The organism is Candidatus Pantoea deserta, from assembly GCF_003813865.1.
GTDB classification, from domain to species: domain Bacteria; phylum Pseudomonadota; class Gammaproteobacteria; order Enterobacterales; family Enterobacteriaceae; genus Pantoea; species Pantoea deserta.
This window is the reverse complement of the sequence record NZ_RMVG01000005.1, coordinates 20,230-34,584: the sequence shown is the minus strand read 5'-3', so window position 1 is coordinate 34,584 and position 14,355 is coordinate 20,230. Positions and strand designations below refer to the sequence as shown.

Genomic DNA, 14,355 nt, shown 5'->3' with positions numbered 1-14,355 from the left:
TATGTTAGCTAAACGCTTAATGGTGTTTTTACCCTGCCTTCTGGCTGGCTGCGTTTCACTGGATCCTCACTATGACCGCCCTGACGGGGCGGTCGATACCACCATGCCGACAGGCGAAGCTTATCAGTCGCTGCAAGGCGCTCAGAGCAGTAACTATCGTGACATCAGCTGGCAGAGTTATGTTCTTAACGACAGGCTGCGTCAGGTTGTGGCGATGGCGCTGGACAGCAGTCGCGATCTGCGTGAGGCCGTCGCCAGCGTAAAATCTGCGCACGCGCAGTATGGCGAACAGCGCGCGGATCTCTTTCCGACTATTAATGCCGGGCTAAGCGGCACGCGCTCTCGCGCGCTGACGGGGGAAGGCAATCAAACAGCGCTGAGCAGTAGCTACTCCGCAGAGGGTTCGGTCAGCTCATTCGAACTGGATCTGTTTGGCAAAAACCAGAGTCTGACGCGGCAACAGTATGAAAGCTATCTGGGAACGCTGGAGGGCGCGCGCAGTACGCGTCTGACGGTCTTATACAATACGATCGACTACTGGCTGGCGCTGGCGGCGGATCGCAGCAATCTGGCTATCGCCAAAGAGACCGCCGAAAGCGCGCGTCAGTCGCTGGAGGTGACGCGCAAGCGCATGGAAAACGGCGTGGATTCTATGGTGGATGTCTCCTCCGCGGAAACGACCTGGCAGTCAGCTATGGCGGATGTCGCCAGCTATGCCACCAGCGTGGCGCAGGATAAGAATGCGCTGGACCTGGTAGTAGGCAGACGTGTTCCCGATACCCTGCTGCCTGAGAATATCGAATCCTTAGGCAAGGCATTGCGGGATGTCCCGGCGGGGATAAGTTCGGACGCCTTGCTTAACCGGCCGGATGTGCTTCAGGCTGAGCATAATCTGAAGTCGGCAAACGCCAGTATTGGCGCAGCGCGCGCGAACTTCTTTCCGAGCATTTCACTCACGGCGAGCGGCGGCGTGGGCAGTGGCGATCTCTCCGGCCTGTTCAAAAATGGCGCAGGCATCTGGTCGTTCGCGCCATCGATTTCGCTGCCGATCTTCACCGGGGGATACAATGTTTCCTACCTGAAATATACCCAGGCGCAAAAAGAGTATTATGTGGCGGCGTATGAGAAAGCGGTGCAAACCGCCTTTCAGGAGGTAGCGGATGCGCTGGCGCGACGCGGCACCATTCAGGATCAGCTGACCAGCCAGCAGAAGAATGCGGCGGCCGCGCAGACTTACTATCACCTGGCGGATTTGCGCTATCAGAGCGGCGTCGATACCTATCTGAATGCGTTAACCGCCCAGCGCACCTTGTACAGCGCGCGCACCAGTCTGGTGAGCGCGCAGCAGGCCTATTATCAAAACCTCAACACCTTCTATAAAGTGATGGGGGGCGGCAGCGGCTTAAAAGAGTCGGCGCTTAAACCGTGATGGTTGCCGCGAGGCCGGTATTATCGGCCTCGCGGCAAACAGGCAAGCGGATCTATGCCTGCATTACACCCCTGGGTAAAATGCCCGACAGTTTTGAAAAGCGTGCGCAATCATTTCCTGGAGTCAAAATGAAACAGGCTGAAGAAAGCTTTTTTCGGCAGCGTCAGCAATTGATTATTTCAGCAGCGATGTCTTGCTTTAGCCGCTCCGGTTTTCATGGCGCCAGTATGGCGGATATTAGTCGTGAATCCGGGCTGGGCGCAGGACAAATTTACCGCTACTTTCACAGTAAAGAAGCGATTGTGAGTGAGACAATAACGTCTATCGTTCGGGCATGGTCCGCTTTTTTAGCAGAGCATCTGCCGCAGCAACATTCAACCGCCGCTATTATCCGTAGCGATTCAGATTTTTGGCATCAGTGGCCTTTGCGCGAGCGCCGTTTATTACTGGAAACGTATTCTGAGGCGTCCCGTAATGAAAGGGTGCGTGATATTCTGGCGCAGGAAGAGGCGTTATTACTGACAACATTAACCTCCGCTTTTGCCAGCCGCTGGCCGCAACTTTCTTCGCAGCAGCGTTTGTATCGTATTCAGCTTATGCTGCTGCTGGTGGATGGGGTCGCCTGCCGCGCTTTCGGCGATGAGAACAGCCTTGATGATACTGAGCTGGCGCGTATCAACGCCATCCTCAGTCAGCGCATTTTTTGCTGATTTCAGGCGGCGCTGTTGGGATAAAGCTCCTGTATCAGCGTATCCAGAAAAGCCATAAAATCAGCCGATATGTCGCGCTGCTTCATACAACGGCGGATAATGACGCCATCAATCAGCAGTGACATAACATGCAACCGCGTATTGATAATGCTGGCATTCTGACCTGGATTCAGGGCCAGTTCTTGGGCGATAAAATTGTCTTTTAGTTTCTGCCAGGCATCGTTCAATATTTTTTCGATAGCGGGATTTCGCGTAGCCTCTGAAGAGATCTCCATTAATAGCGTGATACTTTTTTCCACTTCAGGCGGCACGATGTCCTGGGACGGGCTGCGATGATCGGCGCGATGGGCAATTCGTCGGAAATCGGCGTTCAATAAAGCGATCATACGTTCGACCACGCTGATCACCAGCGCTTCAATAATCGCCTCTTTATTTTTGTAATATTTATAGATCAAGCCAATGCTGATGCTTGCCTCTTCGGCAATATTTTGGATCGAGGTCTGATGAAAACCTTTTTGCCGCATACAATGCTCAGCGGCCAGAAGAATTTGTTCACTACGATTTATCATGCTTCTCTCCCGGACATGTTAACGAGGCATGTTTGCGGCGGATTAAACCCTTTATTATTTGAGGCGCTGCGGCAGGAAATCCTGTTTATCTTACCGCATAGTGAACGGCGAGTGCAGTAAAGATGGCGGGAAAGCCTGACCCGCCATCATGGTTTTTTTAAAACCAGCGCAGCCGATCGCGCAGGCTGACCACGCTGCCGATAATAATCAGCGACGGACTTGCTACCTGCCGCGCCAGCTCGCCCAGCCGATCCAGCGTGCCGGTCACCACGCGCTGTTGCGTGCTGGTGCCGTTCTCCACCAGCGCCACCGGCATATCCGCGCGCATCCCGTGCTGCATTAGCTGCCGCTGAATGTGCGGCGCCTGCGACAGGCCCATATAGAACACCAGCGTCTGCTGTTCGGCCGCCAGTTTTTGCCACTCCAGCACCTTTTCCTGCTGGAGATGGCCGGTCACCAGCCTGACGCTTTGCGCATGATCGCGATGCGTTAACGGAATGCCGCTATAGGCCGAGCAGCCTGAGGCGGCCGTGACGCCTGGCACCACGCTAAAGGGGATCTGATGCTGCGCCAGCATCTCCAGCTCTTCGCCGCCGCGCCCGAAGATAAAGGGATCGCCGCCTTTCAGCCTGACCACCCGCTTGCCGCGCTGCGCCTGCTCCAGCAGCAGCTGATTGATCTCCGCCTGCGGCACGCAGTGGTGTCCGGCGCGCTTGCCGACAAAAATGCGTTCGGCATCGCGCCGCACCAGATTTAGAACCTCCTCTGAGACCAGCCGGTCATACAGGATCACGTCCGCCTGCTGGATCTGCTGGAGCCCTTTCAGCGTCAGCAGGCCCGCGTCGCCCGGCCCGGCACCCACCAGCGTGACTACGCCCTGCGCGGGCAGGTCGTCGCTGAACAGCGAGGCGGTTATCTGCTCTGCGCGCGCGCTGTCGCCGTTGGCCAGCGTCTGCGCCAGTCGATCGCTGGTGAAAAAGCGCTCCCAGAAGTAGCGGCGCTGCGCCGCAGAGGCAAAGCGCTGTTTAACCCGCGCGCGCAGCGTGCCCGCCAGCGAGGCGAGCTGGCCGAGGTGCTGCGGCAGTATGGACTCCAGCTTTTCACGCAGCAGACGCGCCAGCACCGGCGCACAACCGCCGGAGGAGACCGCCACCAGCAGCGGAGAGCGATCGATAACAGAGGGCATAATGGCGCTGGCCTGTTCTGGCGCATCCACCAGGTTACAGAAAATACGGCGCGCCTCGGCGGCTTCCGCCACCTGCTGATTCACGGCGTCATTATCCGTTGCGGCAACCACCAGCCAGCACGCATCCAGCCAGGCGGCGTCGAATGCGCCGACGATCAGGCTCAGCTCGCCGTTGTCGGCCCACTGACGGAACGCCGGAGAAAAATGGAGCGCGCCGACGTGCAGGTCCGCGCCCGCCGCCAGCAGCAGGCGCGCTTTGCGCTCGGCGACGTCGCCGCCGCCCACCAGTAAACAGCGCTTGCCCTGAAGGCGACAAAAAAGAGGGAAGTAGTCCATAAAGCGTCCTGAAAGCGAGAGGAGGGCAGGCTGCCGGTAAGCGCGTTACCGGCAGCGCAGCATAGCATCAGGGAGAGGACAAGGTCAGGCGCAAACCTCGACCTTGCCTGCGTTAACGCGCACCGGCCAGGCCGCGACGGAGCGTGAGGCGTCCTCCATACAGTAGCCATCGCTGAGGCGGAAGCGCTGCTTCTTCAGCGGGCTGGCCACCCAGAGCGCGTTGTCGTGCTCGGCGATAATCCCGCGCGACAGTACGCTGGCCTGGGCAAAGGGATCGATATTATCGATGGCGAACAGCTCGTCGCTGTGGCGCGGGCGAAAAATAGCGATTTGCCGGTTATTCACCAGCGCGCAAACTCCGGTCGCGGGCAGGATCTGTTCGATGTCGCAAACGGCTATCCACTGGCTCATACTTCGTTCTCCTCAATCAGGGTCACGGCGATGCGCTCTTCGGGACGCGCCGGACGATGCTGCTGACGTTCAGGCACCGTCTGCACGCCAGGATCGCGCTGCGGGGAGTTGATAAAGTGGGCGAAGCGCGCGTGCTGCGCGGGATCCTTCACCGTCTCTTTCCACTCGCAGTGAACGCGGGCGCGCAGCAGGCTCAGCTCCGCCTCCAGCTTGCTGTTGATGCCCAGCTTGTCGCCGATGATAACGCCACGCAGATAGTCAATGCCGCCCTCCAGACTTTCCAGCCACAGCGACGTGCGTTGTAGCCGATCGCCGGTGCGGATGTAGAACATCATAAAGCGATCGAGGTAGGCGATCAGCGTGTCGCGGTCGAGGTCAGCGGCCAGCAGATCGGCGTGACGCGGCTTCATTCCGCCGTTGCCGCAGACATACAGATTCCAGCCCTTCTCTGTGGCGATAACGCCGACATCTTTACCCTGAGCTTCGGCGCACTCGCGCGTACAGCCGGAAACCCCAAACTTCATCTTGTGCGGGGTGCGGATGCCTTTGTAGCGATTTTCCAGCTCCACGCCGAAGCCGAGGCTGTCGCCGACGCCGTAGCGGCACCAGGCGCTGCCGACGCAGGTTTTCGCCATGCGCAGCGCTTTTGCATAGGCCTGGCCGGTTTCAAAGCCCGCCTCGATAAGCCGGGACCAGATGGCGGGCAGATCGTCTTTTTGCGCGCCAAACAGGCCGATGCGCTGCGAACCGGTAATCTTGGTGTAAAGACGGTAGCGCTCTGCCACTTCGCCAATCACCTTCAGACCCTGCGGCGTGATTTCACCCCCAGGGGTGCGCGGGATGACAGAGTAGGTGCCGTCTTTCTGAATATTGCCGAGGAACAGGTCGTTGCTGTCCTGGAGCGGCGTGTGCTCCGGGGCGAGCACATAGTCGTTCCAGCACGAAGCCAGCAGCGAGGCGACGGTAGGCTTACAGACTTCACAGCCGTAGCCTTCGCCATATTTTGCCAGCAGCGCGTCGAACGTTTTGATCTCTTCAACGCGAATCAGGTGATAAAGCTCCTGACGCGAGTAGGGGAAGTGCGCGCAAAGGTGATTGTTGACTTCGATGCCCTGGCGGCTCAGTTCGGCGTTCAGCACCTGGGTCAGCAGCGGAATACAGCCGCCGCAGCCGGTGCCGGCGCGGGTTTCGCTCTTTAGCGCGGCGACGGTGTGGCAGCCGCCCTGAACCGCTTTGATGATGTCGCCTTTACTGACGTCGAAGCAGGAGCAGATCTGCGCGCTGTCGGGCAGGGAGTCGACGCCCATTACCGGTTTCTCGCCGCTGCCCGCCGGCAGAATCAACCCCTCTGGATTTTCCGGCAGCGGAATGGCATTAAGCACCAGCTGAAGCAGATTGCCGTAGTCGCTGGTATCGCCCACCAGCACCGCGCCGAGCAGGGTCGTGCCGTCTGCGCTTACCACCAGGCGTTTATAGACTGAATGCCTCTCATCCAGCCAGACATAGCTGCGCGCGCCTGGCGTGCGGCCATGCGCGTCGCCAATGCCGCCGACGTCTACGCCGAGCAGTTTCAGTTTGGCGCTCATATCCGCGCCCAGGAAGGCGTTATCGCGACCAGTCAGCCTGTCGCTGACCACCTGCGCCATCTTATAGCCCGGCGCGACCAGACCAAAGATTCGGTTCTGCCAGGCCGCGCACTCGCCGATAGCGAAGATAGCCGGATCGCTGGTCTGGCAGCCATCGTCTACGGCGATGCCGCCACGCTCGCCGAGCGCCAGGCCACACTGTTTCGCCAGTTTGTCCTGCGGACGAATACCGGTCGAGAAAACGATAAAGTCGACGTCGAGCGCGCTGCCGTCAGCAAACTGCAAGGTTTTTCCGCCTGCGGCGTGATGGATGATTTGCTGCGTGTTTTTGCTGGTGTGCACCTGCACGCCCATCTCTTCAATTTTACGGCGCAGCAGTTCGCCGCCCTGCTTGTCGAGCTGTTCCGCCATCAGCACGGGGGCGAACTCAATAACGTGGGTTTCAATGCCTAAATTCTTCAGCGCGCCTGCGGCTTCCAGACCGAGCAGTCCGCCGCCGATAACGGCGCCGCGCTTGCTGCGGCGCGCGCAGGCTTCGATGGCGTTGAGATCCTCTATGGTGCGGTAAACGAAGCAGTCCGCGCCCTCCGCGCCCTTTATCGGCGGAATCCAGGGGTAGGAGCCTGTGGCGAAAATCAGCGTGTCGTAGCGCACGGCGCGGCCGGAGTTGGAATGGATCAGCTTCTCTTCGCGGTTGATGGTAATGGCGCGTTCGCCCAGCAGCAGTTCAACCTGATGTTTTTCGTAGTAGCCTTCGCGAACCAGCGACAGTTCTTCAGCGGTATGGTGAGAGAAGTAGGCGGAGAGGTGGACGCGGTCGTAGGCGACGCGGGGTTCTTCACAGAAGACGGTTAATGCGAACTGGCCGGGTTCGGCTTTGTCGATCAGCTCCTCTATAAAGCGATGCCCAACCATGCCGTTACCAATGACGACGACATTGTGTTTGCTCATGCTTGCCTCAAAATTGCGGGAATTGGCGCTACAATAGCGCGCCATTTCCAGCGCATATTGATATACATCAAGCGCCATTCCGTATACCTATTTTGAGGTATATCACTGTTTCCGCACTATTTTTTCTAAATGGTTCGATTGGCTAAAAAAAGTGCCGGGTCACATTTCTGGCGGGCCTGATTGCAGGCGAAGCGGTGAAAAAGAGGAAAAGAAAAGGGCGGCTTGCGCCGCCCGGTCTGCTGTTAGTGCATCACATGGCCATGCTGGCGATGCCGGGTCACAAAGCCCAGCAGCACACACATTACGAACACCACGGCGTAAAGGCCGTTCGCCGTCAGCAGCGCGGCGTGGACGCCGCCCTGCTTCACAATCGGGCTGGTGACGACAAAGGTCAGCATGGTGCCTACGGTGCCGCAGGTCAGAATAAAGTTCACCAGCTTCGGCGAGGAGACTTTGGTCTGCAAGGAGCCGAGCGTGATAATGGTGGTGTAGATCGCGCTGGAGCTGAAGCCCAGAATCATAATAATCCAGCGCAGCATGCTGGCGTCTGTCGCGCTGACGAACCAGTACATCAGCACGGTCGCCAGACCGGCCAGCACCATCAGAATGCGTTGCAGATCGAAGAAGCGCAGCAGGAAGCTAAAGACCCACATGCCGACCATATAGGCGGTCCAGAAGTTGCCGACCAGCTGACCAGCGCTGGCGATGTCCATGCCCATGGTTTTGGTCGCGTATTCCGGCACCCAGGAGATAAAGCCGAGCTGGCCGAGGATATAGCAGAGCGCGGCAACGGAAAGAAACAGCACGCCAACGCCCCATTTCTCTTTTTCCACCGTCGGGCTGTTTTCCGGCTTACGCAGCACCGGAAATTCAACGCACAGCGTCAGGACGAAGATCGCGACGTAGATAAACCCGATGCAGACATAAACCCAGTACCAGGGCAGCGCGCGCGCCAGCAGGATACCGGCCAGCACCGGAAACAGCGTTCCCGCCATGCTGAAAAAAGAGTCGGTAAACAGCAGACGCGAGCCGCGCTGGCGACCTTCATACAGGTGAGTAATCAGGAAGGTGCCGATCGACATGGTGATGCCGCTGACCACGCCCAGCACGAACATGCAGAGCGAGAATACCGAGAGGTCGCGGCTGGTCATCAGACCCAGCACCGCCAGCACCATCAGGATAAAACCAAATATCAGCTGGCGCTTCAGCGGCACAATCACCAGCAGCCAGGCGTTCAGAAAAACCGAGACCAGAATGCCGGCGTTCAGAAAGGTAAAGGTATTACCCATACTCTCAATCGGCAGCTGGAAGTCCTTCGCGATGTCGCCCATAACCATGCCGGTGACGATCACCAGCGCGCCGGTCAACGCGTACGAGAAAAAGCTTATCCATGTAAGCCCGATACGATTACGATTTGTCATGTTTTGAACCTGTGGAAAACAGAGAGGGCGGCGTAAAACTGTCAGAAAGTGTAAACGGAACTGTGATCTTAATAAATAAAGACTGAAAATCAGTTTTCATATTTCATTGATAATGTGATTAACATCACGAAAACGTTTGCGTGCGCACAGTATACGTACAAATCGAGACGTGCGTAAATAACGGTAAAACATGCTGGCTCTTGTATTTCATGCTCTTTACAATCAATCTCGTTTAAAAGCTGTTCTCCAAGGTAAGGAAGGAATTATTCATGCTTAAACGTACTCTTACAGCGGCCGTGGCCCTGTTTGCGCTCTCATCCGTTTCCGCCTCCGCACTGGCCGCCAAAGGCGATACGCACGTCCTGCTCACCACCTCCGCCGGTAGTATCGAACTCGAACTGAATAATCAAAAAGCGCCGGTTTCGGTAAAAAACTTCGTCGATTACGTGAACAGCGGGTTTTATAACAATACGATCTTCCATCGCGTCATTCCTGGTTTCATGGTGCAGGGCGGGGGATTCACCGCCGATATGCAGCAAAAACAGACCAACGCGCCGATCAAAAACGAAGCAGATAACGGCTTACGTAACCTGCGCGGCACCATCTCTATGGCGCGTACCGCAGAGAAAGACAGCGCCACCAGCCAGTTCTTTCTTAACGTCGCTGACAATGCCTTTCTCGATCACGGCCAGCGCGACTTCGGCTATGCGGTATTTGGTAAAATTGTGAAAGGGATGGATGTGGCTGAGAAAATTTCTCAGGTACAGACCAAAGATGTCGGACCCTACCAAAATGTGCCGGTAAAACCAGTAGTTATCCTGTCTGCGAAAGTTCTGCCGTAACTCTCTGCGCCGCGCTTCGCTGGCGGCGTTGCCGTGCCTCTCTCCGGCAAAGGGAAAATTTGCTCCTATACTCTGCTTCAAGAGTGTGGACAACCCTGAGCAGGAGGCGGCATGGCAAACAAACTCACCGAGAAACAAAAAAATACGCTCTGGCAGCAGCGGCGCATCGCCAGCTATCAGGCCAGCTGTCGGCTGGAGGGGCTAATCCTTGCGGAACCGACCAGCGCCTACGAGCGGGCAGAAGAGCGGCTCGACTCGCTAAGGAGGCAGTATGGTGCCGAATAGCGCTGTCGCACGCGATCCCTATCTGTGGCAAAACGATGACGTGCTGAAAAATCGCCTGGACATCCATGACGCCGCCCAGTTGCGTAAAGCCGAGCTGGCATTTAGCAGCGCGCGTCTCGCTACCCTGGAGCTGGGTCCGGCGACCATTGGCCTGCCTTTCCTGTGCCATATCCACCGCACGCTGTTTCAGGACGTTTATGCCTGGGCAGGCGAGCTGCGCACCATTGACATCTGGCGCGACGACACGCCGTTTTGCCATTTCGAGTACATCGAAAAAGAGGGCAATGCGCTGATGGACGCGCTGGAGGAGGAAGGGGGGCTGCGCGATCTGGACGCGTCGGCGTTCGCGGCGCGTATTGCGCATTACTATTGCGAAATCAATATGCTGCATCCCTTCCGCGAGGGAAATGGCCGCGCGCAGCGCATTTTCTTCGAACAGCTGGCGCTGCATGCCGGTTACTTCCTTGACTGGCAAAACGTCGAGGCGCAGCCGTGGCGTGAGGCTAATCAGGCCGGGGCCAGCGGCGATCTGGCGCCGCTGGAGGCGATATTCGCCAGCGTAGTGAGTCGCGCCAGCCTGTAAAACGCGTAGAATAGCGGCGGTATTCTCTGTCAGGACTGGCCATGCTGCTGCTAATCGATAACTATGATTCCTTTACCTGGAATCTTTATCAGTATTTTTGCGAACTGGGCGTGCAGGTGCGCGTGGCGCGCAACGACGCCATTACGCTGGATGAGATGGCGGCCCTGCCGCTGTCGCATCTGGTGATCTCCCCCGGTCCCTGTACGCCGGACGAGTCGGGGATTTCGATGGCGGCGATCCGCCATTTCGCCGGACAGATCCCGGTGCTGGGCGTCTGCCTGGGCCATCAGGCGATCGCGCAGGCCTGGGGCGCAAAGGTGGTGCGCGCGCGCCAGGCGATGCATGGCAAAACCTCGGCGATTACGCATACCCATCGCGGCGTGTTCCGTAATCTGAATAATCCGCTGACCGTCACCCGCTACCACTCGCTGATCGTGGCGCGCGACTCCCTGCCTGACGATTTCGAAGTCACGGCCTGGAGCCTGCGAGACGGGGAGCCGGATGAGATCATGGGATTCCGGCATAAGACGCTGGCGCTGGAAGGCGTGCAGTTTCATCCTGAGAGCATTCTCAGCGAACAGGGGCATCAGCTGCTGCGTAATTTTCTTGAATCCTGAAGTTATCATTGCCTTTGACTGATTTGTTATGCATATTTTATGACTATTATTTCATTGTGGCTCAATAAATAGTCTAAGGTGGTCGTCGATGGCAGCGGAGAAATTAGCGGTAACGCGGGAAACATTTGATAAGGTCATTTTGCCTGTTTATGCACCGGCGCAGTTCGTTCCGGTAAAAGGCAAAGGCAGCCGCGTCTGGGATCAGCAGGGCAAAGAGTATATCGATTTCTCCGGCGGCATCGCCGTTACGGCGCTCGGCCACTGCCATCCGGCGCTGGTGGAGGCGCTGAAAACGCAGGGCGAAACGCTGTGGCACCTGAGCAATGTCTTTACCAATGAGCCTGCGCTGCGTCTCGCCAGTAAACTGATCGCCGCCACCTTCGCCGAGCGCGTCTTCTTCGCCAACTCCGGCGCCGAAGCGAACGAGGCGGCTTTTAAGCTGGCTCGCTATTACGCCTGCCAGCGCCACAGCCCGTTTAAGAGCAAAATCATCGCGTTCCACAACGCGTTTCACGGCCGCACGCTGTTTACCGTTTCCGTTGGCGGACAGCCTAAATACTCCGACGGCTTTGGGCCGAAACCCGCAGACATCGTGCACGTTCCCTTTAACGATCTTGAGGCGGTCAAAGCGGTTATTGACGACCATACCTGCGCCATCGTGGTCGAGCCGATTCAGGGCGAAGGTGGCGTCACGCCTGCCACGCCGGAATTTATGCAGGGACTGCGCGCGCTGTGCGATAAACATCAGGCGCTGCTGGTGCTGGATGAGGTGCAGAGCGGTATGGGGCGCAGTGGCAAGCTGTTTGCTTATGAGCACTACGGCGTGACTCCCGATATTCTTACCACCGCCAAAGCGCTGGGCGGCGGCTTCCCGGTGAGCGCGATGCTGACCACGCAGGAGATCGCTGCCACGATGTCCCCTGGCGTGCACGGCACCACCTATGGCGGCAACCCGCTGGCCTGCGCGGTGGCGGAAGCCGCGCTGGACGTTATCAATACGCCGGAGGTGCTGGCAGGCGTCCAGACGCGCCGCGAGCAGTTCGTTACGGCGCTGGAGGCGCTCGACGCGAAGCTGGATCTCTTCACGGAAATTCGCGGCAAAGGGTTGCTGATCGGGGCGGCGCTGAAGCCGCAGCACGCAGGAAAAGCGCGCGATATTCTCAACGCGGCGGCGGCAGAGGGCCTGATGGTTCTGGTGGCCGGCACCGACGTGATTCGCTTCGCGCCGTCGCTGGTGATTGAGCCTGCCGATATTGAAGAGGGAATGGCGCGCTTTGCCCGCGCGGTGGAAAAGGCGCTGGCGGCCTGATCAGCCTTTGCGCAGATGCCTTATCAGCCAGCGGCCATGCTGTGGCCGCTGGCTCCATGCCAGCGACGAAATGGTATGCATCACGTTCAGATGCTCCAGAATGCGTCGCACATGCTGCTCCAGAATAGTTATCGCCCCTTCACTCAGATTTTCGACGTCTTCCATTACATTCGTCGGGGAGCCTGGACCGTCATACTCCAGCCGCTGCTGACAGCGCTGTAGCGCGATTTCGCAGGATTGCAGATAACGCTGCGCCAGATCCGGCGTCAGCATGGTGTGCTCGCGGGCCAGAATCGTCATGGCGTTAATATGCTCGACGATAAACTGGCTGTGCGTGACCCACAGGCGCATGTCTTTTAAATACTGCGCATTAAAGCCAGGCTCCTGCATCGCCTGATTGAGCGAGTTAAACAGGGCATTATGGGCCTGATTGACCTGCATACGCTGATAGGCCAGCTTTTTCGCCTCCTGCTCCGGGCCGAGCAGCATTCGCAGCGCCTCCTGATAGGTGCCCAGCGCGTCGTGCGCATTCTGGCGCAGTAATCCGCTTTGCCACTGCGGCCACAGCCACAGCATGCCGCCAAACGCGATCAGACAGCCCATCAGCGTATCCATCAGACGCGGCAGTAAAAACTGCGCGCCGTTCAGCGACAGCAGTTGCAGCGAGTACACCGCCGTGACGGTAAAGCCGATCATCGACCAGCCGTAATATTTACGCGTCACCAGGTAGCTGAGCAGCGTCACTACCAGCATAAACAGCAGCACCAGCGACTCCGGCACCGCAAAGCGCAGCGAGGCGGCGGCGATCACCAGCCCGGCAAAGGTGCCCAGCGCCCGGTGCTGGATACGCACGCGCGTGGCGCTGTAGCCGTTCTGACTGACAAACATAATGGTCATCAGGATCCAGTAAGGCTTCGGAATATCAAACAGCATCGCCAGCGAGCTGCCGAACATCAGCATGACGGCGAAGCGGGCTGCGGTGCGTAGCGCCGCGGATTTCAGCGACAGATAGCTGCGCAGCGCGGGCAGCAGCGGCAGACGGCGCTGGCGGTCGCTCATCAGGTCGCGCTGGTAGAGCGGCTTTTGCGTGCGCAACACGCGCGCGATGCGGCTGAAGTGGTAGAAGCAGAAGTGGCCTACCGGGTTATCAGGATGCTGGCGGGTGATCTTCTCCAGCGCGCCGAGCGGCTTTTCCATCTCGAAGCGGTTCGGCAATTGATGATAAAGAATAGCGTCGGCCAGCGCGCGCAGCCGCGCCGAGATGATTTTTGCGTTCCAGCGAATCACCGCTTCCGCATGGCTGCGCTCTACCAGCTTCTGCACTTCTTCTGGCTGATGCAGACTGACAGAGATATGTTCCTGTAGATCGAGCGCCACCTGGAAAGCGCGCGTGAGCCGTTTATGGCTGTTGTCACGGCTGGCGGAGAGCATATGCATCTGCTGATAGCAGGTGTTAATCAGATCGACCGCTTTCTGCTGACGCGCCAGCAGCGGCGGCAGCGCTTTTTCCGGATCGGTGAGCTGGGTCAGCAGCGTATACTTGGCGTCGCAGTAGTCCGCCAGTTCACGATAGATCAGGCTCAGGGTTTCGCGCATCGGCTGCTCTTTCCACAGCCAGAACCAGAACCAGTTGAACAGACCGTACCAGAGCGTGCCGCCGATGTAGAGCAGCGGCGGAACATAGATCGGCATACGGCCGGTCAGGCTCAGGGTAAAGATCGCCGCGACCAGGGTGCCGGAAAGCAGACGCCCGTGCAGCGGGCTGATTTCGCCGGTGACGCCCAGCAGCAGCGGCAGCACAAAGAGCACGGCAGGCAGCGGCACGCCTTCCTGCGTCAGCAGCTGCACCAGAAAACTGCCGAGCGCAAACAGCGAGCCGCCCACAATCAGGCGCTTGAAAAAGCGCTTGTGCGGCGTATCGAGACCGGCGACGTTACAGCAGGCGGGAACCAGCGAGAAGAGAAGACCGTTTTGCAGATCGCCGAACAGCCAGCCGAGCGCAACAGGAATGCACAGCACCAGCGTCTGCCGCAGGGCATAGTTTACTTCGGGGTGATAGATGATTCGACGCCACATCACTTCACGCAAAGCAGTAACGGCGTGACAGCAGCATCACGCCG

General features: G+C 58.2%; 13 protein-coding genes. 7 read left to right on the top strand and 6 right to left on the bottom strand.

Annotated features, from left to right (window positions below):
• Window position 1 precedes the first annotated feature (1 nt).
• Together BBB56_RS08930 and BBB56_RS08925 are read left to right on the top strand one after the other, a co-directional pair.
• Window positions 2-1,429, top strand: coding sequence for an efflux transporter outer membrane subunit (locus BBB56_RS08930; protein WP_123800608.1), 1,428 nt, complete (start codon window positions 2-4; stop codon window positions 1,427-1,429).
• On the top strand, window positions 1,429-2,139 hold the full coding sequence (locus BBB56_RS08925) for a TetR/AcrR family transcriptional regulator (protein ID WP_233593012.1): 711 nt from the start codon (window positions 1,429-1,431) through the stop codon (window positions 2,137-2,139). Before BBB56_RS08930 ends, BBB56_RS08925 begins: the two co-directional genes overlap by 1 nt.
• Before the next feature lie 2 nt (window positions 2,140-2,141).
• Here the strand turns inward: BBB56_RS08925 and BBB56_RS08920 are convergent, their stop codons facing one another.
• From BBB56_RS08920 to tsgA, 5 genes are all read right to left on the bottom strand, one after another.
• The gene (locus BBB56_RS08920; RefSeq protein WP_233593008.1) at window positions 2,142-2,708 is read right to left on the bottom strand and encodes a TetR/AcrR family transcriptional regulator; all 567 of its coding nucleotides are present in this window, start codon (window positions 2,706-2,708) and stop codon (window positions 2,142-2,144) included.
• A gap of 157 nt (window positions 2,709-2,865) precedes the next feature.
• The gene (gene cysG / locus BBB56_RS08915) at window positions 2,866-4,230 is read right to left on the bottom strand and encodes a siroheme synthase CysG (protein WP_123800607.1); all 1,365 of its coding nucleotides are present in this window, start codon (window positions 4,228-4,230) and stop codon (window positions 2,866-2,868) included.
• An 84-nt stretch (window positions 4,231-4,314) separates the two neighbouring features.
• On the bottom strand, window positions 4,315-4,641 hold the full coding sequence (gene nirD, locus BBB56_RS08910; protein WP_123800606.1) for a nitrite reductase small subunit NirD: 327 nt from the start codon (window positions 4,639-4,641) through the stop codon (window positions 4,315-4,317).
• On the bottom strand, window positions 4,638-7,178 hold the full coding sequence (gene nirB / locus BBB56_RS08905; RefSeq protein ID WP_123800774.1) for a nitrite reductase large subunit NirB: 2,541 nt from the start codon (window positions 7,176-7,178) through the stop codon (window positions 4,638-4,640). Before nirB ends, nirD begins: the two co-directional genes overlap by 4 nt.
• 242 nt (window positions 7,179-7,420) lie before the next feature.
• Window positions 7,421-8,599: an MFS transporter TsgA gene (gene tsgA / locus BBB56_RS08900; protein ID WP_123800605.1), complete on the bottom strand. Its 1,179-nt coding sequence runs from the start codon at window positions 8,597-8,599 to the stop codon at window positions 7,421-7,423.
• A gap of 269 nt (window positions 8,600-8,868) precedes the next feature.
• Between tsgA and ppiA the strand changes: the two genes are divergently transcribed.
• From ppiA to argD, 5 genes are all read left to right on the top strand, one after another.
• Window positions 8,869-9,441 carry a peptidylprolyl isomerase A gene (gene ppiA / locus BBB56_RS08895; RefSeq protein WP_123800604.1) on the top strand — a complete coding sequence of 191 codons (573 nt, stop codon included), beginning with the start codon at window positions 8,869-8,871 and terminating at the stop codon, window positions 9,439-9,441.
• A gap of 111 nt (window positions 9,442-9,552) precedes the next feature.
• Window positions 9,553-9,726, top strand: a complete 174-nt coding sequence (locus BBB56_RS08890) for a YhfG family protein (protein ID WP_123800603.1) — start codon at window positions 9,553-9,555, stop codon at window positions 9,724-9,726.
• Entirely contained in the window at window positions 9,713-10,309 is a 597-nt protein-coding gene (locus BBB56_RS08885; protein WP_123800602.1) for a putative adenosine monophosphate-protein transferase Fic, read from the top strand. Before BBB56_RS08890 ends, BBB56_RS08885 begins: the two co-directional genes overlap by 14 nt.
• Before the next feature lie 41 nt (window positions 10,310-10,350).
• Window positions 10,351-10,926: an aminodeoxychorismate synthase component II gene (locus tag BBB56_RS08880; RefSeq protein ID WP_123800601.1), complete on the top strand. Its 576-nt coding sequence runs from the start codon at window positions 10,351-10,353 to the stop codon at window positions 10,924-10,926.
• An 88-nt stretch (window positions 10,927-11,014) separates the two neighbouring features.
• Complete coding sequence (gene argD, locus BBB56_RS08875) at window positions 11,015-12,235, top strand: bifunctional acetylornithine/succinyldiaminopimelate transaminase (RefSeq protein WP_123800600.1); 1,221 nt, start codon at window positions 11,015-11,017, stop codon at window positions 12,233-12,235.
• Here argD and BBB56_RS08870 read toward each other — a convergent pair whose 3' ends face one another.
• Entirely contained in the window at window positions 12,236-14,311 is a 2,076-nt protein-coding gene (locus BBB56_RS08870; protein WP_123800599.1) for a YccS/YhfK family putative transporter, read from the bottom strand.
• Window positions 14,312-14,355 lie beyond the last annotated feature (44 nt).